Source organism: Burkholderia sp. Ax-1724 (genome assembly GCF_011752995.1).
Classification (GTDB): domain Bacteria; phylum Pseudomonadota; class Gammaproteobacteria; order Burkholderiales; family Burkholderiaceae; genus Paraburkholderia.
Window position 1 is genome coordinate 78,422 of the sequence record NZ_VWWL01000013.1, and the last position, 23,268, is coordinate 101,689.

At 64.2% G+C, this 23,268-nt stretch carries 21 protein-coding genes; 13 read left to right on the top strand and 8 right to left on the bottom strand.

What is annotated here, in order from left to right; translation table 11 throughout:
- Positions 1-47: 47 nt before the first annotated feature.
- Positions 48-1,010, bottom strand: coding sequence for a LysR family transcriptional regulator (locus tag F3J19_RS16995; protein ID WP_167043573.1), 963 nt, complete (start codon positions 1,008-1,010; stop codon positions 48-50).
- 115 nt (positions 1,011-1,125) lie between these two features.
- Here F3J19_RS16995 and F3J19_RS17000 point away from each other — a divergent pair, with 115 nt between their 5' ends.
- Genes F3J19_RS17000 through F3J19_RS17025 form a run of 6 tightly spaced genes read left to right on the top strand, consistent with a single transcriptional unit; the run spans position 1,126 to position 8,858 of the window.
- Positions 1,126-1,977 (top strand): fumarylacetoacetate hydrolase family protein, encoded by an 852-nt coding sequence (locus F3J19_RS17000; RefSeq protein ID WP_167043368.1) that lies wholly within the window; start codon positions 1,126-1,128, stop codon positions 1,975-1,977.
- Positions 1,978-2,006: 29 nt separating this feature from the next.
- Positions 2,007-4,109, top strand: a complete 2,103-nt coding sequence (locus F3J19_RS17005) for a hydantoinase/oxoprolinase family protein (protein ID WP_167043370.1) — start codon at positions 2,007-2,009, stop codon at positions 4,107-4,109.
- Positions 4,106-5,893: a hydantoinase B/oxoprolinase family protein gene (locus F3J19_RS17010; RefSeq protein ID WP_167043372.1), complete on the top strand. Its 1,788-nt coding sequence runs from the start codon at positions 4,106-4,108 to the stop codon at positions 5,891-5,893. The genes F3J19_RS17005 and F3J19_RS17010 overlap by 4 nt, the downstream gene beginning before the upstream one ends.
- Positions 5,894-5,901: 8 nt before the next feature.
- Entirely contained in the window at positions 5,902-6,300 is a 399-nt protein-coding gene (locus F3J19_RS17015) for a hypothetical protein (RefSeq protein ID WP_167043374.1), read from the top strand.
- A gap of 57 nt (positions 6,301-6,357) precedes the next feature.
- Positions 6,358-7,776 carry an MFS transporter gene (locus F3J19_RS17020; protein ID WP_167043376.1) on the top strand — a complete coding sequence of 473 codons (1,419 nt, stop codon included), beginning with the start codon at positions 6,358-6,360 and terminating at the stop codon, positions 7,774-7,776.
- On the top strand, positions 7,773-8,858 hold the full coding sequence (locus F3J19_RS17025) for a GTP-binding protein (RefSeq protein ID WP_167043378.1): 1,086 nt from the start codon (positions 7,773-7,775) through the stop codon (positions 8,856-8,858). The genes F3J19_RS17020 and F3J19_RS17025 overlap by 4 nt, the downstream gene beginning before the upstream one ends.
- Here F3J19_RS17025 and F3J19_RS17030 read toward each other — a convergent pair.
- The 7 genes from F3J19_RS17030 to F3J19_RS17060 form a co-directional block, all read right to left on the bottom strand.
- Positions 8,855-10,204: a cytochrome c peroxidase gene (locus F3J19_RS17030; protein WP_240159016.1), complete on the bottom strand. Its 1,350-nt coding sequence runs from the start codon at positions 10,202-10,204 to the stop codon at positions 8,855-8,857. The genes F3J19_RS17025 and F3J19_RS17030 overlap by 4 nt on opposite strands.
- A 285-nt stretch (positions 10,205-10,489) precedes the next feature.
- On the bottom strand, positions 10,490-12,166 hold the full coding sequence (locus F3J19_RS17035; protein WP_167043575.1) for an alkaline phosphatase family protein: 1,677 nt from the start codon (positions 12,164-12,166) through the stop codon (positions 10,490-10,492).
- A 291-nt stretch (positions 12,167-12,457) separates the two neighbouring features.
- Positions 12,458-13,537, bottom strand: coding sequence for a porin (locus F3J19_RS17040; RefSeq protein ID WP_167043382.1), 1,080 nt, complete (start codon positions 13,535-13,537; stop codon positions 12,458-12,460).
- Between the two features lie 73 nt (positions 13,538-13,610).
- Positions 13,611-14,990 carry an MFS transporter gene (locus F3J19_RS17045; RefSeq protein ID WP_167043384.1) on the bottom strand — a complete coding sequence of 460 codons (1,380 nt, stop codon included), beginning with the start codon at positions 14,988-14,990 and terminating at the stop codon, positions 13,611-13,613.
- A 139-nt stretch (positions 14,991-15,129) separates the two neighbouring features.
- The gene (locus F3J19_RS17050; protein ID WP_167043386.1) at positions 15,130-16,182 is read right to left on the bottom strand and encodes an aldo/keto reductase; all 1,053 of its coding nucleotides are present in this window, start codon (positions 16,180-16,182) and stop codon (positions 15,130-15,132) included.
- A 28-nt stretch (positions 16,183-16,210) separates the two neighbouring features.
- The gene (locus tag F3J19_RS17055) at positions 16,211-16,693 is read right to left on the bottom strand and encodes an aromatic-ring-hydroxylating dioxygenase subunit beta (RefSeq protein WP_240159017.1); all 483 of its coding nucleotides are present in this window, start codon (positions 16,691-16,693) and stop codon (positions 16,211-16,213) included.
- Positions 16,694-16,696: 3 nt separating this feature from the next.
- Positions 16,697-17,953, bottom strand: coding sequence for an SRPBCC family protein (locus F3J19_RS17060; RefSeq protein ID WP_167043579.1), 1,257 nt, complete (start codon positions 17,951-17,953; stop codon positions 16,697-16,699).
- A gap of 118 nt (positions 17,954-18,071) precedes the next feature.
- Here F3J19_RS17060 and F3J19_RS17065 point away from each other — a divergent pair, with 118 nt between their 5' ends.
- The 7 genes from F3J19_RS17065 (at position 18,072) to F3J19_RS17095 (ending at position 23,120) form a co-directional block, all read left to right on the top strand.
- The gene (locus tag F3J19_RS17065; protein WP_167043388.1) at positions 18,072-19,016 is read left to right on the top strand and encodes a LysR family transcriptional regulator; all 945 of its coding nucleotides are present in this window, start codon (positions 18,072-18,074) and stop codon (positions 19,014-19,016) included.
- A gap of 127 nt (positions 19,017-19,143) precedes the next feature.
- Complete coding sequence (locus F3J19_RS17070; RefSeq protein ID WP_167043390.1) at positions 19,144-20,145, top strand: 2Fe-2S iron-sulfur cluster-binding protein; 1,002 nt, start codon at positions 19,144-19,146, stop codon at positions 20,143-20,145.
- A 55-nt stretch (positions 20,146-20,200) separates the two neighbouring features.
- The gene (locus F3J19_RS17075) at positions 20,201-20,515 is read left to right on the top strand and encodes a non-heme iron oxygenase ferredoxin subunit (RefSeq protein WP_167043392.1); all 315 of its coding nucleotides are present in this window, start codon (positions 20,201-20,203) and stop codon (positions 20,513-20,515) included.
- A gap of 48 nt (positions 20,516-20,563) precedes the next feature.
- Positions 20,564-21,349 carry an SDR family oxidoreductase gene (locus F3J19_RS17080; protein ID WP_167043394.1) on the top strand — a complete coding sequence of 262 codons (786 nt, stop codon included), beginning with the start codon at positions 20,564-20,566 and terminating at the stop codon, positions 21,347-21,349.
- A 59-nt stretch (positions 21,350-21,408) separates the two neighbouring features.
- Entirely contained in the window at positions 21,409-21,654 is a 246-nt protein-coding gene (locus F3J19_RS17085) for a hypothetical protein (RefSeq protein ID WP_167043396.1), read from the top strand.
- A 54-nt stretch (positions 21,655-21,708) separates the two neighbouring features.
- Entirely contained in the window at positions 21,709-22,446 is a 738-nt protein-coding gene (locus F3J19_RS17090; protein ID WP_167043398.1) for an enoyl-CoA hydratase/isomerase family protein, read from the top strand.
- Between the two features lie 179 nt (positions 22,447-22,625).
- Positions 22,626-23,120, top strand: a complete 495-nt coding sequence (locus F3J19_RS17095) for a molybdopterin-dependent oxidoreductase (RefSeq protein WP_167043400.1) — start codon at positions 22,626-22,628, stop codon at positions 23,118-23,120.
- Positions 23,121-23,268 lie beyond the last annotated feature (148 nt).

Below are 23,268 nucleotides of genomic sequence, written 5' to 3' on the forward strand. Positions count from 1 at the left end.
AATCCTGAACAGTGCCGCCTGCGCCATTGCCGGCGGCCATCAACCTTTCACGAACGAACCTTTTTGCCTTTACCGCGCTCGACGGATTGGTGCTTGACCGGCTCGGTTAGCTGGTGCTCCCAACTGGCAATGATCGATTGCACCGCGTCGGCCACCACACGGCAGGCCGCGGAAAATTTGCCATGGCGCGGCAGCGCCAGCACGACATGGCGGCAAAGGTCCGGCTTGACGACCTGGCAGACCTGCAACTGCCCGCGCTGCACTTCCGCGGCAAAAGCATAAGGGCCGAGTACCGCATACAAACCCGGCGTATTGGCCACCAGTTCCTTCTGCGCGGTAAGCGAGTCGGCCTCGACCACGGCTTCCAGCCGGAAGCCGAGGCCGCGCGCGGTTTCGTCCAGCGCCTGGCGCCACTGGCCGGGCCGTCTCGGCAAAACGAGCCGCAAATCGCGCAGGCGGATGAAATCGAGTGTGGCCTCGCGCGTCAGCGGATCGCCCGGCGCGGACACGAGGTAAGTGTGGGCCTCGCACAGCAGTTTCTCTTCGCGGCCACTCGGGCGCCGGAAACGGAACAGGATCGCCAGATCGACCGTGCCGCCGTCCAGCATGCTATCGAGCTCCGCCCCCTGGGCTTCCGCGATGCTCAGGCGAATCCCGGGATGCTGGGCCTGCAGCCGCGCAAAAAGACGTGTCATGAGCGGATGCGCGGCCGACGGCAGGATACCGAGCCGCACCTCGCCCATCACGTGACCGGCATCGGCCCGCATCTCTTCGGTCAACTGTTCCGTCTCGTGCAGCCAGATGCGCAGCCGGGCGGCCGCGCGCTCGCCGAGTTCGGTCAGCACGACGCCGCGGCCGGTGCGGTGGAACAGCCGCCCCCCGCAATTCGCCTCGAAGTCGGCAACCTGCCGGCTGATGTGCGACTGCACGGTCTGCCGGCGCGCCGCCACCTTGCTCAGGCTGCCGGCATCGGCCACTTCGAGAAACAGGCGAACGCTGTCGAGGTTCATCGGGCCCACCTTCATCGGATATCACTCTCCAAGCATATCTGTCATCTCCGATCTCTGTCTAGGCGGAAGACGGGCGGATTTTTATAGTGCTTCCAACACTACGAAGGAGACAACCTTGAAACTCGCCAGCTTCCTGCTCGACGGCCGTGCCACCTATGGATGCGTAGAGGGCAACGACTACCTCGTCCCGCCCCAATCCTTCCTCGACCGGCACACCGACCTGCGCGCCGTGCTTCGCGACGATGCACTGCAAGCACTCCAGCAATGCGCCACCGGCCAGGGCCGCCGCGTGGCCGCCAGCGCCACGCAGCCGCTGCCGGTGATCCCCAACCCCGGCAAGGTGATCTGCGTGGGCCTGAACTACAAGTCCCACGTGGCCGAGACCAAACGCGCCGACAGCGAGCACCCCTCGCTGTTCCTGCGCTTCACGGACACGCTGGTCGCCCACGACGACGCCGTGCTCCGCCCATCGTTCTCGGAGCGCTTCGACTGGGAAGGCGAACTGGCCTTCGTGATCGGCAAGGGCGGCCGCTACATTCCCAAGGCGCAAGCGTTCGACCATATCGCCGGCTATGCGTGCTTCAACGACGTGTCGGTGCGCGACTGGCAGCGCCACACGCATCAGTTCACGCCCGGCAAGAACTTCCCCGGCACCGGCGCATTCGGCCCCCACCTCGTGACGGCCGACGAAGTGCCCGACGTCGCCGCGCTGACGCTCGAAACCCGCGTCAACGGCAACGTGATGCAGCACGCCAGCGTCGGCGACCTGATCTTCGACATCCCGGTTCTCGTCGAATACATCTCGACCTTCACGCCGCTTTCGCCCGGCGACGTGATCGCGACCGGCACGCCCGGCGGCGTGGGCGATCGCCGCGAGCCCCCTGCGTACATGAAGGACGGCGACACCGTCGAAGTCGAGATCACCGGCCTCGGCATCCTGCGTAACCGCGTCGCCGTTGCGAACTGACGCGCCTCATCTCCAACCTGGTCAACATCATGGCAAAGACATCCGATGCGGCGAGCGCCGCAGGCGGCAAGCTGCGCATCGCCGTCGACATCGGCGGCACCTTCACCGACATGGCCGCCTTCGACGAAACCACCGGCAAGCTGCTGTTCGGCAAGGCGCTCTCGACTCACGGCGAACTCGTCAAGGGCATCCAGGCCACCATCGACAGCGCGAATATCGACTGGCGCGACGGCCACCTGTTTCTGCACGGCTCCACGATCGCAATCAACACGCTGCTGGAGCGCAACGGCGCCAACACGGCGCTGCTGATTACGGAAGGCTTCCGCGACATCTACGAAATCGGCCGTGTCAACCGGCCCGACGCCTATAACCTGTTCTTCAACAAGCACCAGCCGCTCGTGCGCCGCTCGCTGCGCTACGAGGTGGCCGAGCGCCTGCGCGCGGACGGCAGCCTGCACAAGCCGCTCGACGAAGCCGCCGTGCGCGAACTCGCGCGCGAATTGCGCGGACAGAACGTGGAAGCCGTCGCGGTGCTGCTTCTGCACTCGTATCGCAACCCGGCGCACGAACAGCGGGTCAAGCAGATCCTGCAGGAAGAAATGCCGGGGGCGTTCGTCTGCGCCTCGCATGAGCTGAGTCAGGAATACCGCGAGTTCGAGCGCGTGTCGACTGCGGTCGCCAATGCCTATGTCGGTCCGCGCGTCTCGGCCTACCTGGGAGAACTGGAGAATCATCTGTCCGGCAAGGGCTTCGACGGCGACTTCTATATCGTGCAGTCCACCGGCGGCCTGTTCCCGGTCGAGCATGCCAAGGTCGGCTGCGTACGCATGCTCGAATCCGGGCCGGCCGCGGGCGTGATCGGCGCTCAGGCGCTGTGCGCGCAACTCGGCATGGGCGACGCGATCGCCTTCGACATGGGCGGCACCACGGCCAAGGCCGGCGTGATCAGCGAGGGGCGGCCGCTGACGACCGGCTCGGCGCTGATCGGCGGCTACGAGCGCGCCCTGCCGATCCAGATTCCGATGATGGATATCCACGAAGTCGGCACCGGCGGCGGTTCCATCGCCCGTGTGGAAACCGGCCATGCGCTGCGCGTGGGCCCGCAAAGCGCGGGCTCCATGCCTGGACCGGTGGCCTATGGCCGGGGCGGCGAGGAACCGACCGTGACCGATGCCAACCTGCTGCTGGGCCGGCTCGATGCCGAGCACTTTCTCGGCGGCGAACTCAAGCTGGACCTCGCAGCCTGCACGCGCCAGATGGCCGGGCGCGTCGCCGGCCCGCTGGGGCTCGAACCGACCGAGGCGGCCGACGGCATTCTGCGCATCGCGGTGACGCAGATGTCGCATGCGGTGAAGGCCGTGACCACCGAGCGCGGCCTCGACGCCGGCAGCTTCACGATGGTGGTGTACGGCGGCGCGGGTCCGCTGCATGCCTCGGCCATCGCACGCGAGATCGGGATTCGCCGCGTGCTGATTCCATACGCGCCCGGTTACTTCTCCGCCTACGGCATGCTGTTCTCCGATCTTCGCTACGACTACGTCCGCTCGGTGTTCCGCAAGCTCAACGACGTCTCGTTCGATGAAATCGAAGCGGCCTACCGGAGCATGGAAGACGAAGGCCGCGCCGCGCTGGCGCAGTCCGGCGTGCAGGCCGACGGCATCGTCATCGAGCGCGCGGCCGACATGCGTTACGTGGGCCAGGAGCATGCGGTGACGGTGGATCTGCCGATGGCCTTCTTCGAATCCAGAGACCGCGCGGCAATCAAGCGGCAGTTCGACGAACTGCACAAGGTGCGCTACGGCACCTCGGCACCGAAGGAGCCCGCCGACCTCGTGAGCCTGCGCGTGACGGTGCTCGGCACCATGAAAAAACCGCCGAAGCACAGCGTCGAACAAGGCACGGCAACGCCGGACGCGCTCGCGGTGCGCGCGGTCAAGCCGGTGTATTTCCGCTCCACGGGCTGGGCCAGCACGCCGGTCTATATCCGCGACCGCCTGCTGTCAGGCAACGAGATCGCGGGCCCGGCATTGATCGAGGAGCACGCCTCCACCACCGTCGTACAGCCCGGCGACTCGCTGCGCGTGGACGAACTCGGCAACCTGCAAATCGCCATCGGGAGCGACAGAACATGAGTACCCCCAACGAATCGAAAACCGTCGATCCGGTCACCGTCGAGATCATTCGCAACGGCCTTTATGCGGTCACCGAGGAGATGAAGACCAACCTGACCCGCACCGCCTACAACCTGATCATTTACGAAGCGCTCGATTTCACGGTGGGGCTGTTCACGAAGGAAGGCGACACGGTCTCGATCGGTCTCGGGCTGCCGATGTTCATTCGCGGCATGTCCGAGACCGTGAAAGCCAAGATCCGGCACTTCGGCTACGAGAACATCAAGCCGGGCGACATCCTCGTCACCAACGACGCCTATACGACGGGCAGCCATCTGAACCACTTCACGTTCACGATGCCGGTGTTCCACGAGGGCCAGCTCGAAGGCTTCACCTGCTGCATGGCGCACTGGCTCGACGTGGGTGGCACGCTCGGCAACGTCACCACCGACATCTTCAGCGAGGGGATCCAGATCCCCATCATGAAGTATCAGCGCGACGGCGTGGTCAACCAGGATCTCGTGGACATCATCGCGATGAACGTGCGTCTCGCCGAGCGCGCGCTCGGCGACCTGCGCGCGCAGATCACCGCGATCACCACGGGCGAGCGCCGCTACGTGGAACTGCTGCAACGCTACGGCGCCGACGCGGTGAACAGCTCGATCCGGCAGATCATGGATTCGAGCGAGGCCGTCGCGCGCAAGAACACGCTGTCGATTCCCGATGGCGTGTACGAGGCCGAATCGTTCATGGACGACGACGGGCTCGAAATCGGCAAGCGCATCCCGATCCGCGTAAAGGTCGTGGTCAGCGGCGACGAGATGACGGTGGACCTGTCGGACGTCTCCAAACAGGTGCGCGGCTTCTACAACTCGGGCTTTACCACCGGCATCGCCTGCGCCCAGGTGGCCTACAAGTGCCTGACCACGCCGACCGATTACCCGGTCAACGACGGCAGCTTCCGGCCGCTCAAGGTCATCATGCCGATGGGCACGGTCATCAGCGCCGAGCGGCCCTACCCGATGCGCGTATGGATGACGTTCCCGATGACGGTGATCGACACCATCTTCAAGGCGCTGGCGCCCGCGATTCCGGACCGCTCGATTGCCGGCCACCACGCGGACCTGGTGTTCCCGAACATCCACGGCATCTCGCCGGAAGACGGGCGGCTCTTCATCGTCGGCATCGGTCCGCTCGGCGGCGGCTGGGGCGCCAAGAGCAAAGAGGACGGCGTCTCGGTGACGGTCTGCATCAACGACGGCGATACCCACAACAGTCCTACCGAGCAGCTCGAAGCCAAGTACCCGGTGCTGGTCGAAAAGTACGAGATCCGCCAGGACTCGGCGGGCGCCGGCAAGCATCGCGGCGGACTGGGTGCGGAGATGGTCGTGCAGGCGCTCTCGCCGTTCACCGTCACGACGCGGATCGATCGCGTGCACTGCAAGCCGTGGGGGCTCGAAGGCGGCGGCGACGCGATGGGCAACGGCCTCGCGGTGCGCCACAAGGGCGAGTGGAATACCGACCACGCGAACGCCAAGATCTTCAACGTGCGGCTGGAACGCGGCGACGCGTACAAGATGCTGTCGGGCGGCGGCGGCGGCTTCGGCGACCCGCTGGAACGCGAGGTGGACAAGGTGGCCGAGGACGTGCGCGAAGGCTACGTCAGCGCGCGGGTGGCACGCGAAGTCTACAAGGTCGCGCTGGACTCCAACGGCGGCGTCGATCACGAGGCCACGAGCGCGCTGCGCAGCGGCACCGGCCACGGCGTCAACGGCTCGACCGACCTTCCGTGGGCCGGACAGTGAGTGCCGCCGTGACCGATGACCTGTCCGCGCGCGCCGGCCGTCTGCTCGACCTGTGGAGCGCCCTGGCCTTGCGCCATGTCGCTCTCGGCGCGGCCTGCGCGTGCGGCGCCGGCGGCGTGAGCCTGCGGCTGGAAGACTTCGAACTCGACATCGTGGACTACCTGCAGGACGGCGGCGAGCGCTGCGCCGAGGCCGAAGTCGCGGCCTGGTTCCGCGCTCGCCAGAGCAGCGCGCATGCCACGGGTGCCACGGGTGCCACGGATGTCGGTACGCAACCGTTACGTCAGTTGCTCGAAGACGTACAGGAAGCACGCGTTCCGCCCCCCGTCGCCGACTGGCTGATCCCGCGGCTCGAACGCACCCTGCACTCGTTCGCCGAGCTGCACGGATCGGGCATGGCCGGCTGACCTCGCCGAAGCACACAAAAAAGCGCGGGGCACGCGCCTCGCCAAGGAGACAACTTCATGAAAGCGGACGCGATCGCCGCGGTGTCGGGCCTGACCGACGCGCAGCGAACAGCCCGGTTGCTGTTTCGCATCGAGAATGTGCCATTCTGCCGCTGGCACACGAGGGCGCGCATTGTCATGGGCAGCGCCACCTTCTTCGACGCCTTCGACGCGCTCTCACTGGCTTTCGTGCTGCCGGTGCTGGTGAGCTTATGGCATCTGAACCATGCGCAGGTGGGCTTCCTGATCGCGGCGGGCTACGCGGGCCAGGTGATCGGCGCGCTGTTCTTCGGCTGGCTCGCCGAGCGGGCCGGACGCGTGCCCGGCATTTCCATCGCCGTGGCGCTGATGTCGGCGATGAGCATCGCCTGCGCCTTCGCCGGCAACTTCCCGATGCTGTTCGCGCTGCGCTTCCTGCAGGGCATCGGCGTGGGCGGCGAGGTGCCGATCGCCGCGGCCTATATCAACGAGCTGTCGCAGGCCAAGGGGCGCGGGCGCTTCTTTATCCTGTATGAACTGATCTTCCCGCTGGGCCTGCTCGCGGCGGCCCAGGTCGGTTCATTCGTGGTGCCGACCTTCGGCTGGCGCTATATGTTCCTCGTGGGTGGCATTCCCGGGCTGCTGATCCTGCTGTTCATGGTCCGGTTGCCGGAATCGCCGCGCTGGCTGGCGGCGCGAGGCCGCTTCGAGCAAGCCGACGCCGTGATCGCGGGGCTGGAATCCAGCACGCCGCGCCGCAGCCTCGACCCGCAGCGCGATCACGCCGAGATCGAGGCGCGCCTGCAAGCGCTGATCGACGTGCAACAGTCGAGCACGCCGCAAAAGGGATCGTGGAAAGAAATGTTCTCGCCGGTGTACTTACCTCGCACGCTGGTGGTGTGGGTACTGTGGGCCTCGTCGTACTTCGTCGCCAACGGCATCAACAACTGGCTCCCGACGCTGTACCGGACCGTGTATCACCTGCCGCTGCAGCAGTCGCTGCGCATGGCCTCCATCACCAACGTGCTGAGCACCTGCGCGGTGCTGGTCTGCGCGCTGCTGGTGGACCGCGTGGGCCGCCGCCGCTGGACCGGCGCCTGCTTCCTCGTCAGCGGCGCGCTGCTCGCCCTGCTGGCGGCGCTCGGCGCGAGAAGCCCGTGGTCGGTGGCGATCCTGGCCTCGTCGGCCTATGCGGTGATGGGCACCACGACCGTGCTGCTCTACCTCTACACGCCCGAGATCTATCCGACCCGGATGCGCGCCATCGGAACCGGCCTGGCCACCTCCTGGCTGCGCGTGGCTTCGGCGGTGGCGCCGGTCGTGGTGGGCGTGGTGCTATCGGCGCAAGGCATCGGCGTGGTGTTCCTGATGTTCGCGGCGGCGACCGTGGTGGGACTGCTGACCTCCAAATACATGATCGAAACCAGCAACCGTGCGCTAGAGGAGATTTCGCCATGAGCCTGCCGGGCGGACATTTTTCGGCTTTGCTGGCCACCTCGCCGGCCGCGGGCGAACGGATTCCGGTGACGGTCCTCACCGGCTTTCTCGGCAGCGGCAAAACCACCCTGCTCAACCGCCTGCTGGCCCTGCCGGACCTGCACGGCACGGCCGTCATCGTCAACGAGTTCGGCGAGGTCGGCATCGACCACGACCTGATCGCCAGTACGACCGAAGATACCGTGCTGCTGGCGAACGGCTGCCTGTGCTGCGCGGTGCGCGGCGATCTGGTCGACGCACTCGTGCGCCTCAGCACGCGCAACGAGCCGGCGCTGCGCCAGGTGCTGATCGAGACGAGCGGCCTGGCCGACCCCGGGCCCATCCTGCGCACGCTCATGGGCGACGCGGCGGTGCGCGAGCGTTTTGCGCTGGCCGGTGTGGCCTGCACGGTCGACGCGATACTCGGCTCGGGGACGCTCGAACGCGAGCCCGAGGCCGCGCGGCAAGTGGCGGTGGCCGATGCGCTGTTTCTCACCAAGCTCGACCTGCTGAATGGCGTACCGCCCGCCGCCCTGCTGGAACGCCTCGCGGCGCTGAACCCGCAGGCTGCGTGCCACGCCGATCCGGTCACGCAGCCGCACGCGCTGCGCGGGCTGATGCGCGCCGCTTCTTGTTCCGATTCTTGTTCCGATTCCAGGGCCATCCCCGCGGAACAGGCACCGCTTTACCGGTTGGCCGCCCGCCCGGCGCATACGGCATCCGACGCGCCACCCACGCACCGCGACGACATTCGCTCGTTCGTCATCGTGCGCGACGAGCCACTGTCACGCGAGGGCCTCGCCCACTGGCTCGATACCGTGATCGCCCTGCGCGGCACGGACCTGCTGCGCGTCAAAGGCATCGTGCATCTTGCCGAACACCCCGAACAACCGATGGTGATCCACGGTGTGCAGCACCTGTTCCAGCCGCCGCAACTGCTGCCGGCGTGGCCGGGAGCGGACCGGCGCACGCGCATCGTCTTCATCACACGCGGCATCGACGCGCAGGCCCTGGACGAATCGCTGAGTGTGCTGGCGCGGCGTCGCACACGCACCTCGCGCTAGTTGCCCGACGGCTTATACCCGTCGGTCAGCGTCTTCATGAAAGCGATGATGTCGCGGATATCCTGGTCCGTCATCGCCGGTTTGTCGCCCATCTTGCGGTCGAACGGCGCGTCCGTCACGTCGACGTTGGCCTGGTACTTCAGCGGAATGTCGTCGTATTTCTCGACCTTGCCCGCGGCATTCTTCGGGTAAATTCTGGCCGGATTCGTATTGCGCAGGTTATAGAAATCCATCACCTGTCTGAGGTCGTGATAGACGCCGTTATGGAAGAACACATGGCGCGTCGCGACGTTGCGCAGCGTCGGCGTGAGGAACATCGCGCAATACTGCGTCTGCTGCGCGATATCGGTACGAAACGGGCCGCAGACCCCGAGGTCGTAAAACTTCGGATTCCTGTTGGCGGGCAGTGCCCGGTTGCGCGGCACGCCGAGCGCTTCGTATTGCGTGTCGGTAAAGAGCGGCGGCAATCCGTCCTTGGTCGGCTGGCTCAGATGGCAGCCCGCGCAGTTCGCCTTGTCGGGATCGTTGAAAAGCTTCAGCCCGCGCAACTCGGCCTGACTGAGGCGAGCCTTGCCTTCGAGCCAGTAATCGTACTTGCTCGTGAATTCATGAAAGGACGCGTCCTCGAACTCGTAACGGGCGATGGCGAACATCGCTTCGGAAAGCGCGAGTTCGTGGTTGCTGAAGAGGTTGGCGCCAAATAGCTGCCTGAGCGTGCTCGCGTATTTCGAATGTTCCAGCTTGGCCACGATCTGGTCAGTACTGCTGTTAGCCATTTCAACGGGATTCAGCATCGGCCCGTCTGCCTGCTGCTGCAGCGAGTCCGCGCGGCCGTCCCAGAACAGGCCCCCTTGCGGCACTATCGCCGGCGCGGCGGGCGCGACGCCCGCCGTTTTCGTGGCGCGCTGCACGCCCTGTGCGGCGCTGGCCGCATCGTTCAAGTTGACCGCCGTATCCACGTCCGCCTGATCGGGCCCGATGCTGAACGGCGCCTGCCGGTAGAGATAGGCCAACGAGGGCGGCGGACGGTAGCCGGCCAGATTCATATGCGGGCCGCCGATCTGCGCCGACAGGCCGTTCGGCGGCCCATACGCATGCTGCGCGCTATGACACGAGGCACACGACTGTTTCCCCGATGCGGAAAGCGATGGGTCGTTAAAGAGTTGCCTGCCGAGCATCGCGACCGCGCTCAGCGGCGCCTCGGCCGGACGCACCAGATGCACGGGGTGAGGATTGTCCCCCGTGAAATTGGCCACGGCTTCGCCGGCGCTTGCAGGCATCGGCCCGGGATTCGAGACCGCATGGGCGGCTGCCGCGAACACACCCGGCACGACAAGGACGGCCATTGATAGTAGAAAGCGACGTACGGTCCGCGGCACATCCGCCGGGCCCGGTTGTTGGTTTGCCTGCAGATTGGACACCGATACGGAGTTCGAACGAAGACTCATGGTGAGGATTCTGGCGTCGACAAATAGAAAATCGAGCCAGCGAACAGACTGGCTCGAAGTGGGGAACGGCAAGCGCTCGTCATGCCGGTCGCGGACCTGCGTCGAGCGCGACCGGCCGAAGTCCGATCGTCCTGCACGGCTGCCCGATACCGTCATATCGGTATCAGGGCAGCCTGCACAGCGTCAGATTTTGGGTGCCTTGTCGACGACGAGGCCCGTCTGCGGATCGAGGAAGAGCGGGTGCTTGTAGCGGCCCTCGCCGCGGCGATCGAAGTCGAACATGCCCATGATGCTGCCCGCGCTCGCATCGAACGAGCCGCCGCCGAGACGTTGACCGTCAAGCCAGTTGTCTTCGATGAAGCGGACCACCGACGTCTGGTCGATCTGCGTATGGTCGACGAAGTTCTGCTTCGCCCACGGCGAGATCACGACGAACGGAATGCGCGTGCCCGGACCACAGCGGCCGTTCACGGGCTTGTTGTTCACACCGTTGCGCGCCGAACCCGTGCCGCAGATTCCCGAGCCATTCAGCTGATCGGCGACCGAATCGAACGACGCGCTCGTCGGCAACGTATAGGCATGGTCGTACCAGCCGTCCGAGTCGTCCCACGCCACGATCACGGCCGTATCGTCCCAGTCCTTCTGCTGCTGCAGGAAGTTGACGACCTTCGTGACGAAAGCCTGCTCGTCGAGCGGGTCCGAATAGCCGGCGTGAGCGTCCTGGTAGGCCGGGGCCTTGAGGAAGCTGACCGCCGGGAAATTACCCGCGCTCACCGAGTTGAAGAAGTCGTCGGTATCGTACTGGTGATTGGCGGGGTCCGGCGTGCGGCCGTCCTTCTCCGTGCTGTGACCGATCGCCGCCATCGAACTCGGGCGCAGGTGCTGCGGATTCGACGTCGACGCGAAGTACTGGAACCAGTTGTGGTGCGGAATATAGTCGGCCGTCGCCGCGCCGACGACCGGCGACATCGTGCTGCGCAGGCACCCGGTCGTGCCGTTGCTGTTCACCGTGGAAAGGTTGAAGCCGCCCATGAAGCCGCCCCAGGTGATGTTGCGCGTGTTCAGCAGGTCGCCGATATTCTTGCCGGTCATCATGGCGGAATCGGTCTTGCTCGAACAGGTGTCGTAGCCCGGGTCGACGTCGTTGATCATCGTGAAGCCGTTCTGGCCGTCATTGACGTAGTACGAGCCCGCGACCGAGGGCTGCTTCGTCGTCGCCACGATCTTCATGCCATTGGTCTGCCCCGCGACCACTTCGAGCGCACCCGGTGTCGAAGGGCCGTAGGTCGACGTGTAGGCGTTGTCGCTCATCGCGAAGCGTTGCGCGTAATTCCACAACGCGGTCACCGTGTTGCCGTCGAAGTAGCCCATCACCTGGCCCTTCGTGCCGAATGCGCCGATCCCGCCGGTCGTGCCATTGCCCGTGTATTCCGGGAAGAGATCGGCCGCGCCGTTGTCGTAGGCCTGCTGCTCGGCCGTATAGGCGTGGTTCTGGTCGGCCGTGGCCGCCTGCGTGCGGTCGAGACGGAACGGATTGAATGCCGCCGTGCCGTTACCCGGATTCGTGGCGTTCGGGTTGTTGGTCAGCAAGGCGCCGGACAGACCGTTCACCTGCGGCGTGCCGGCCTGCGCGTGAAATGCCGGCTCGCCCGGCAGGTTGGCCGCCTGCGGGTAAGTCGCGAAGTAATGGTCGAACGATACGTTCTCGCCGTAGATCACGACCAGATGCTTGATCGGGGTAGCCGTGCGAATCTCGTCATGCCGGTCGTTCCGGCCATGATCGTCGTTATCGCCCCATGCAACGGTCGATGCGAATGCCGAGACGGAGAGTAAACCAAGTGCTAGATGGCGCCATTGCATGTCGTGCTCCTCGCTGAATTCGTATTGATTGGGGATGACCACGAAGCCTGCGCGGGCAACGATCAGATTCGCACCGGCGTACACCGGTGTGCGCATGTCATCGGGATGCGGGGACTACGCGGCGAATAGATTAGAGCATCGGGATATGAAGGCTCGGCGTCCGATCCCTTGCAAAAAGATTTCGTTGAAATGATCGGACAAAATCGATCAGGTATCCGATGCGTCGCATCGGCGGCTTCCACCGCCGTCCCGGCCTGGGGAAATCCCTTGTATTCGCCCGATGCATAGCCGTTAAAAGAAGTGATGCACGCCGATACGAAACGCGGTCTGATTCGGGCTATCCGACGGCGCAAGCAATGGCATCGCCGCATTGCCGACGCCATCGGCATGCTGATAGGTCACCTGTGCATACACGACGGTCCTTTTGGAAAGGGCATAGACGTTGCCGATACCCAGTTCGGCATAGCGCGTGCCCGAGAGCCACGAAAGGTAACCGCCGACCGTCACGGTATTGGCCGCCGTCGCGTGATAGTCCGCACCGAGTTCCGCGGTTCTCATGCGAGCCGATTGGGTGTCCGTCGAAAGATTCACCTGTGTCAACACGCCGTGCAGGTCGAATCTGGGTGTGGCCTTGTAGAACGCCGACAAGCCGAAGATATCCTGCTTTCGCGCGACGAAGGTCTGCCCCCCCGCCAGCGGCTGCCCAAGAAACGACGTCAGGCCGAGCCCCGATACCAGCGCAATCGCGTGATTGCGCCAGCTACTGTAGACGGCCGACGCACGCAACGGCCCCTGGGCATAGACGATATCCGCGCTTACCACCCGGCCCGGTTGCGTGGTGGAATCGGCGAAACCGTACAGCGTGCTAGCAGTGAATCCATCGAACGACGGCGTCGTGTACTTCACGGAATTGTTGATCGAATCGCCGACGATTCCCAGATTGTCGAGATTAGCCGGATGAAACAGATAAAACGTGTATTGCAGGCTGCCATTCGAGTTGACGCGCAACGCGTCCGCGGCGAGATCCAGTTGACGGCCCAGCGTCAGCGTACCGAAACGGGAACTGGATAGTCCGACCCATGAAAAGTGGCTGAACGCCTGACCCGCAATCGTCCCTTGGCCCGTATTCGACTTGAAGCCGTTTTGCAAGGCGAATAGCGCCTTCAGGTCGCCGCCCAGATCTTCCACGCCACGCAGTCCGAAGAAATCGGGCACGGCAACCGGGCCAAGCGTCGCGGTGCCGTGCCCCATGTTGTTGGTGTTGTAAGTGATGCCTTCATCGATGCTGCCGTAAAGCGTGACACTGCTTTGCGCATAGGCGCCGGTTGCCAGCATGCTCGACGCAAGCAGCGCCAGAGTTCGTTTTCTCATTGTCCAAGGTCTCCTCTTCTATTGTCTGAAGCACCGGCTTGCATCCCTGTGACCGGTGCGGAGCGACGGCGCGTTACACGTCCTCGGGCAACGGTTTGCCGACGGTTTCCGGCAGGAACGGCGTGAGCGACAACCCCACGAGATAGATGAAGCCCACCGTCACGGCGGCGTGGCCGTAGCCGCCGAAGCGCGCGATCAGCGTGCCCGCGACGAGCGGGCCCGACCATGCGAGCAAACGCGGCACGTTGAAGCAGAACGCGATCGCCGTGCCGCGGATGCGTGTCGGATAGAGCTCCGGCAACCAGGTCGGCATCCACGTGTACTGACCGAGGCTGAAGAAGCCCGTCACGGCCGAGACCAGCAGCAGCATTCCGATGTCGTGCGTCCACATGAACAGCACGGGCGTCATGACGAGCGCCATGCCGAAGAACAGGAACGTCACGCGCTTGCGGCCATAGGCATCGGCGAGAAAACCGAGCCCGATATAGCCCGCAATCGCGCCGACGTTGTATGCCATGCCCGCAAAACTCGCCCAGCGCGCCGCGGACAATCCCGCGTGCGCAGCCACCGAACCGATATAAGGCGGCACCCAGGTGGAAATGCCCCACCAGCCGAGCGTCGTCGTCAGCGACATGAATACCGCGATCAAAGTACGGCGCCGCAAGGTCGGTTCGGAGAACAGATCGACGAGCGTAAAGCGGCTCAACGCCTGTTCGTGGCTCGATACCGCGCCGCCTTGACGCTTGAGTCCACGGATTCTCTTGCGATCGTCGTTGACGCGCTCCCACTGCTCGGACTCCGGAATATTCGAGCGCATCCACAAGGTGACAAGGCCGGGCAGCACGCCGAGCAGGTACATATAGCGCCACGCAAGCTCGCCCGCCTGACTCATGAAGAGCCACACCAGCGACGCGACGAAAAAGCCCATGCCGAGCCCGCATTGCATGAGCCCCGCTCCCTTGCCGCGATGGCGGTCCGGCCAGAGTTCGGCCGTCATCGCCGTGCCCGTGGCCCACTCCGAACCCATCGCAAGACCGACGATCAGGCGCAGCACCACGAACGACTCCCAGTTCCACGCGAATGCGCTCAGGCCCGTGGTCAGCGAATAGGCGAGAATCGCCAGCATCATCATCCGCTTGCGGCCGATGTAATCGGTCAGCACGCCGCCGATCAGACCGCCCACGCCCCAGCCGAGCAGCGTCAGCGCGATCACGAGGCCCGCATAGAAGGGAATCTGCGCCTGCATCGCCGGCTCGAGCAACTGGCGCAGCGCGATGCCGACCGTCAGGATCAATGTGTAGGTTTCGTAGCCATCGAACAGCCAGCCGAGGTTCGACGCGCATAGCGCATTCCACTGCTGACGATTGAGCGAGCGATACCAGGCTTGCGGCGCCGCGCCGCCCGGCGTGACACCGGACGGGCGTTGCCCGGGTGACCCTGCGGGGTGTTGCATCGATTGTCTCCTTGATTCTTTTTATGTCGCCCACGTAGGCGGGCTGCGGCGCAAGCGGCACCACGCGAAGCATCGACGGGATCGTTTCTTTTCCCGCGGTGCGTGGTACGTGGTATGCGGTGCCGTTGCGGTCAAGCCGTCAGCTATGACCGATCACAGGATGCGGCTCGTAAGGCGCTTCGAGTTCCGCGATCTCGTCGGCGGACAGATTCACGTCGATTGCCGCGACGGCGTCCTCCACATGAGCTTGCTGCGTTGCGCCGATCACGGGTGCCGTCACGTTCCTGTGCAAAAGCCAGGCGTACGCGAGCGTCGCGTGACTGAGGTTTCGGCGCGCGGCAAGCTCGCCCAGTCGGGTCAGCACACGCGCATCGCTGTCCCGGCAGTAGTACTTCTGCGCGACGTCGTCGGTTCTTGCCCGCAGGGTCGCCGCGTCTTGCGTCGAGTCTTGCGTCGAATCCTGTACCGCCGCGTCCGTCTTGCGGCGGCCGGAAAGAAATCCGCGCGCGAGCGGACTCCACGGAATCACCGCGACACCCTGATCGCGGCACAGCGGAATCATTTCGCGCTCTTCCTCGCGATACGCGAGGTTGTAGTGGTTCTGCATGCTGACGAACGGCGTCCAGCCGTTCTCGCGTGCGATCTGCTGAGCCTTGGCGAACTGCCATGCCGCCATGCTGCTTGCACCCAGGTAGCGCACCTTGCCGGCCTTCACGATGTCGTGAAGCGCTTCCATGGTCTCCTCGAGCGGCGTCTCGTAGTCGAAGCGATGGATCTGGTACAGGTCGATATAGTCGGTCCCGAGCCTTGCGAGGCTCTGGTCGACAGCATGCAGGATGCGCTTGCGCGACAGGCCGTCCGAGTTGGGTTGCTTCGGCGGTTTCGTCCCGCCCACGGCACCGCCCTTGAACGCCATCTCGACGGGATAGAACACCTTCGTCGCGATCACCGCTTCGTCGCGGCGACAGAATTCGCGCACGAATTGGCCCGTCAGTACTTCGGACTGTCCCGCCGAATACATGTCGGCGGTATCGAAGTAGTTGATCCCGAGTTCGACCGCGCGTTGCACGATCGGACGCGATGCGGCTTCGTCGAGTATCCACGGCCGCCATTGCGGCGTTCCATAAGACATCATGCCCAGCGCGATGCGGGAAACGGCGAGGCCGCTGTTGCCCAGCTTGACGTATTTCATCGTGACGTTTCCTTCGGAGCCTGCCGGCTCAGATCGGGTAGATGATCGAGTTGCGAATCCACTCGCTGTCGAATACGCAGGCGCGCGTCCTGAACTTCAGGCCGTCCGGCGTGCGCGCGAGCGTGTCGATGTAGCGGCCCACGTTGAAGAGTTCGGAAAACGTGTCGCGCTTCGTACGTAGCACGAGATAGTTCGCCTCGGCGTGAATCTCGTTGGCGTCGGCGGAGAGAATGCGCGGCGCCGAGACGATGTGCCGCTGATAGTAGGGATCGTGATAAAGCGTTTCACGCACCCCGTAGACGCGATCGCGCAGCATGCCCTTGCCTTCGAGCCACATGATGCAAAGCGGCAGCTTCGCGTCGAAGTTCTCGCGCGCCTGAATGCGATAGTCGCAGTCGTCGACGAAGAAATCAGGCCAACGATCGAACTCGCCCGCATCGACGCACGCGCTGTATTCGCTGTGCAACGCCATCACGTCGAGCAGGTCCATTTGCGGATTGGTGTGCTGCATGGGTCAGATCTCCATCAACTTGCGCCAGTACGCGTACATGCCACGCAGCACGTTCTCGGTAATCGTGTGGGTCGATTCGCTCCAGTCGCGTCCGCCCTGCTCCGCAATCGTCACGCGCCCGCTATCGCCGCTGTCGTACGATTCCTGGCAGAACTCGAGCACTTCGCCGTCGTCCGCGGAGACGTAGCCCGCCGGGCCGAACATGTTGGCCTGGCGCATCCGGCGCGTCTCCATCTCGGCGTCGTCGTCTTCGAAGCCGAAGTGCGTCCAGACGAAATCGAACGCCCCCGTGCCGCGCGGAATGATCTGCCGCATCGACATGCTGTTCGACTGCTGCTGCACGATCAGATTGGGAAAGAGCGTCAGCATCACGACCGTGGGGCCGTTCCACCAGTCTTCCTGCGCGATGTCGATAATGCGTTCGTCGTTCAGGTGCATGTCGTCCTTGAAGCTGTGCAGGCCTTCGCTGACATCGCCCTTGCCCGTCGCCTCGCGGGTCGACTCCATCGCGCCGTGCCGGCCATGTGCATCCGTCACGATGCGCGACTTCTGATCGCCGCGAATCAGGCCGAACATCAGAAACCAGGTATGCAGGAGACCGACGTGATACGGGTCCTTGATGTTCTCCTGCATCAGCTTCCAGTTGCCGGGAATGCGCTGGCGCGCGTGACCGTGAATCTTCAGCTTGCGGCCGTCGAACGTGCGGTCGAAGTAAGGCAGGATCTGCGGACCGAGATAGTCTTCGAGCGGCTCCACGTCGTGATCGAACGACGCGAATATCACGCCGTGACGTACCGCGACCTTGAGCTTGTTCAAGCCGTGATTGGCCGGTTTGAAATCGGCCGGCATGCCGCCGCGTATTTCGCCGTCCTTCTTGAGTCCGCGTCGAAACGGCACGCCCGTCAGATTGCCTTTGAGGTCGTACGTCCACTGGTGATACGGGCACAGGAACTCTTTGCGGTTGCCGGTGCGTTCACGGCAGAATGCCGCGCCGCGATGCGCGCAGATGTTCTCCACCGCGCTGACGGAACCGTCTTCGTTGCGCGCCAGAATGACGGAGCGCTCGCCGACCCAGGTGCGCTTGAAATCACCGTGGTTCGGCAATTCGGCTTCGAGGCCGACGTAGTTCCAGTGCTTGCCGTAGAAGATTCGCTCGAGTTCGCGGCGATAAACCGACTCATCGGTATAGACCCAGAACGGGATGCGGCTCGATCCTTCGTCCTTCCATTTATGAACGAACGAAATCGGAACGGATTCCATGCTCATGCGTTGTCTCCTGTCGTTGTTGCTGGAAACATGATCGGCGAGAGCTCGCCGCCGACCAATAAAGGCCCGCGAATGCACGATATAATCGCCAGCAATATCGGGGGCGAGACTGATGGAATTACGCAATCTGGATCTGAACCTGCTGCTGGTACTTGCCGAACTCGTGCGGGAAAAGAGCGTCTCGAAGGCAGCGGAGAATCTCGGCATGTCGCAGCCCGGCATGAGCAATGCGCTGAACCGGCTGCGCGCGCTGCTCGGCGACGATCTGCTGCTGCGCACGGGCCGCGGCATGCAGCCCACGCCCTACGCCGAGCGGCTGGCCGGCCCGCTCAACGAAGCGTTGCGGCTGATTCAGGGCGTCGTCAACCTGGAGATGGATTTCGATCCGGCGACGAGCGATCGCAGCTTTACCATTGCGATGACGGATATCGGCGAAATCGACTTCCTCGCGAACCTGATGCGCGCGCTCGAACGCTTCGCGCCGAACGTATCCATCAGCACGGTCCGCAAGGACGAGTCCAATCTGAAGGACGAGCTCGAAACGGGCGCCGTCGATCTCGCCATCGGCTGGCTGCCCCACCTCAACACCGGCATGTTTCAGCGCCGCCTCACGTCGAGTCAGTACGTTTGCGCGTTCCGCAAGGGCCATCCGCTCGACAAGGGCGGCGTGACGCTCGAAGAGTTCGGGCAGGCCGATCACCTCGTGGTGCTGGCCGCGCATACGGGGCACATGATGATCGAACACGATCTGGAGCGCCTCGGCGTGCGCCGCAACGTGAAGCTGCGGATTCCGCACTTCGCGGCAGTGGGCCATATTCTCAGCGAGACGGATCTGATCGCGACACTGCCGGGGCGCCTCGTGAACCGCAGCATCGTGCCGTTCGATCTCGCGTGGGCGCCGATGCCCATCAAGCTCGAAGCGATCCCGCTCAACGTATTCTGGTCCGCCAAATATCATCGCGACCCCGCCAATCAGTGGCTGCGCTCGATGATGTTCGACACGTTCAGCGAAGGCGCGCCGCACGTGCCGACCGAGCAGACCGTGCCGCTGCCGTGATACGGGCCGGTGCACCGGGTCACGCACATATTCAGCGTGCGAATATCGTCCATTCCGGGCACGTAGTTCCTGCCTGACAGTCTCCCGCTTAAGATCGCCAAAAACAGATCTAGAGGCGGAGACATTCATGCAGTTGCACGTGCAACCCACCGGACAGTCGATCGGCTTCGCATCCGGCGACAATCTGCTCGACACCTTGCGGCAGGCGAGCGTACCGATTTCCTATAGCTGCTCCGCGGGCCGCTGCGGCACCTGCCGGTGCACGCTGATCGACGGGTCGCTGCAAGTCGGAAGCGAGCGCATCGACTCGCCCTCGCAAACCGTGCTCGCGTGCCAGGCCTCGCTTACGGGCGATTGCACCATCGCCATCCCCGAGCCCGACGAGATCGTCGTGCATCCCGCGCGCATTCTGAAGGGCACGGTCGAGTCCATCGAGGCGCCCGTGCATGACGTGCGCATCGTGCGTTTTCGCACGAACCGCCCGCTATCGTTTTCGCCGGGTCAATTCGCGACGCTGCAGTTCGGGCCCGGACTCGAACGGCCCTATTCGATGGCTTCCGTCGAAGGCGACAATCTGCTCGAATTCCACATTCGCATCGTCCCGGGCGGCACCGTCAGCCGGCATGTCGCTAACGTGCTGCGGCCCGGCGATACCGCGCGGATCGGCGGCCCGCTCGGCACCTCCTATCTGCGCCGCACTCACGACGGCCCGATCATCTGCGTCGGCGGCGGCACGGGGCTCGCGCCCGTGCTGTCGATCACGCGTGCTTCGCTCGAAGCCGGCAATCGCCGGCCGGTCCATCTGTACTTCGGCGTGCGTTCCGAAGAAGACCTGTATGGCGCACAAACGCTTGCCGATCTGCAACGACGCTATCCGAATCTGCTCGTGCAAATCGTCGTCGCGAGCGGTCCCGCGCAGGAAGGGCATCGCGCGGGACTCGTTCCCGACGCGATCGCCGCCGACTGGCCAGGCGCTGATGATCTGCCCGATTTTCGCGGCTATGTGTGCGGTTCGCCGCCGATGGTCGACGCCGTGACGGCGGCGCTCGTCGCGAGAGGGCTCGATCCTTCGCGCATCTACGCCGACGCTTTCTTCACGCAACCCCCAATCGCCACGCAACCGGCGTGACATCACCCATCCCAACACACAGGTTCAACACAGGTTCAATCAGGAGAACATTTCCATGACAGAAGGCTGGATCGACGTAGCGGCGCAAGCCGATCTGCGCGCCGACGACGTCGTCGCCGTCAAGGCGGGCGGGCGCGAAATCGCACTGTATTCGATCGACGGTGAGGTGTACGCGACCGACAACATCTGCACACACGGACATGCCCGGCTGTGCGACGGTTTTCTCGAAGACGGCGAAATCGAGTGCCCCTTGCATCAGGGACGCTTCGACGTGCGCACGGGCAAGGCGATGTGCGCGCCGTTGACCGAAGATCTGCGGGCGTTTCCGGTCAAGATCGTCGACGCGCGCGTGATGGTGCAGATCGAATGAATCGCGGTCGCGGTTGAAAAAAACAAAGCACGTCCCCCAGGAGACAGCATGGAATTGAATCTGAAGGACAAGGTCGCGATCGTCACCGGTGCGAACCGCGGCATCGGTGCCGGCGTCGCGCGCCAGCTCGCACAGGAAGGCATGCAGCTCGCGCTGGTCGCACGCGATGCCGCGAAGCTCGACGCGACCGCCGCCGCCTTGCGCGAACACAGCGGCGTCGACGTGCTGACCGTCGCTTGCGACCTGCGCGAGCGCACGGCCGCGTCCGCCGTGGTCGAGCAAACGCTCGCCCGGTTCGGGCGTCTCGATCTGCTCGTGAACAACGCGGGCGCGACCCAGCGCGGCGACTTCTTCGAATTGACCGACGACGACTGGCAGGATGGTCTCGCGCTCAAGCTGCACGGCTACGTGCGCATGACGCGCGCGGCATGGCCGCATCTCGCGCAGACGCAGGGCACGGTCGTCAACATCGTCGGCGTCGGCGCATGGACCGGAATCGGCGAGTTCACGATTGGCGGCGTCGTCAATGCCGGGCTGATCAACTTCACGAAAGCGATGGCCGATATCGGCAAACGCGATGGCGTCCGCGTGTGCGCAGTCAATCCCGGGCGTATCAGAACCGACCGCCTTGAACGCAACATCCAGCGCATTGCCCAGAACGCCGGCGTGCCCCCCGATGTCGCCACGGACCGGTTGCTCAAGGAATGCGGCATCAACCGCTTCGGCTCTCCGGACGAAATAGGCCAGGCGGTGGCATTCATGGCATCGGCGGCGGCATCGTTCGCGCAGGGCTCCATTCTCGATATCGACGGCGGCGAAACGCGCGCCATCTGACAAACAGAGGCCGGCGGCGCTCGCGCACCGCCCTTCTCCCTTCTCCACCAGGAAGAACGATGGATTGGCACCTTGAAACGGGAAGCGGTATCGGGCAGCAACGCAAAACGCGGCCTGCGCAGAATGACGGGCTAGCAGGCTTTCACGATGACGGCACGTTCCCGGCAGACGACGATGACGTGCACGACACGCATAACATCGCCGGCTTTATCGAACTGTTCTATCTCTGGCGCTGCATGAACGGAACGCACGAAGCGTCGATGTCGCGGTTCGAACTATCCGCAACGCGTCTCGTCGCGCTGTAACGGCCTACCTTGCAAGCACGGCTTGCCGTGCACGAACCTCTCGAGCGTGAGCAGATGAATCTCATCACCGAATTCAGCGTCTCCAGAATCGGCAGCGAATGCCGTATTGCGTTTGCGCAGCCCGACAGCGGCAATACGCTGAGCCTGAACGGATTGGGTGCGCTAGCGGATTCGATTCGCGCCGCGGGTCGCGACCCCGCCGTGAAACTCATCCGGATCAGCGCGACAGGTGCCAGTTTTTGCGGCGGTCGAGCAGCGAATCCGCCCTCGCAACCGGTCGCGAGTCCGGAGCAGTTTCGCCGCGCGATTGCCGATCCGATCCTCGGCGTCTACCGCGCATTGCATGAAAGCGAGATTCCGGTGCTGGCCGAGGTGCAGGGAGACGCTCAGGGTTTCGGTTGCGCGCTCGTTGCGGCCTGCGATCTCGCCATCGCATCGGCAGAGGCTCGCTTCAGTCTGCCCGAACTGCAGAAGAACCTGCCGCCCACTTTGGTGTGGTCGGTGCTGCGACATCGCGTGCCCCCCAAAGCGGCGGCGCATATGATCTATCTGACCGACACCATCGATGCAAAGACCGCTCGCGAATGGGACCTCGTCGCGGAAGTCGTGCCGGCCGGCACGCTTGCCTCGCGCGGCGATGCCATCAGCGCGTCCATCTGCTCGCGTGACCGGATTGCCCTGAGCGCGCTCAAGGCCTACTTCCGCGAAATCGTGATACCCGATTTTTCCCTGGCAAGCGAAACGGCGGGGCTGATGCTCTCTTGCGCAATGACTTCGATACGCCGCGACTGATCTCCCCTTGATCTTCCCCTACATGCGCGGCGCCCCTGTTCGGCGCACGGCGCAATGCATAAACGGCACGGCATAACCACCATACTCCCGCGAAAATGACGAGGATGCGCAGCCCAGCGTAATATACGGTCAGTTATAGCGGGCAGTTCGCTCGCCTGGTCTGCCTCGGAGAGTTCCAGATGAATGCTGCGCAAACCGACCACGCCTCTGCCGATGTCGCCTCTTCCACGGGCACGCTCTTCCTCACCGGCAATGTGGTTCGCCCCCTGACGCTCTCGCTCGATGATCTCCGGCAATATCCGGGCGTGACCTGTGCTCCGTTCGATCTGCGCTGCTACACCACGAACCGCTTTATCCGCACCGTTGCGCCGTATCGCGGGGTCCTGCTGACCGATCTGCTCAGGCAGGCCGAACTGCGCTGCGACGCGGATGGCGACTTCAAGCGCATGATCTTCATCGCTGTCGGCCACGATGGCTACGCGGTCACCTTCTCGTGGCACGAACTGTTCAACACGCTGGTGGGGCGGCAAGTCGTGGTTGCGTACGAGTGCGACGGCGTGCCGCTCGATCCCGATGACGGCGCCCCCATCCTGTTCTCGGGCGCGGATCTTCTGCCCGCGCCACGTCACGTCAAACGCCTTCTCCGGATCGAAACCCGCGTATTGAGGCCCTGACGCCGCTGACGGCAAGCCTTGCCACCGTCCGGCGACGCTTCCGTTGTGCGTCGCAAAATCGAAACTTCGAATCCTTACGGTGGAGAGGCGTAATATTTCTCAGGATATAACGGAGCGGTACACCTGTCCCGTCGACATGCGAGGAATA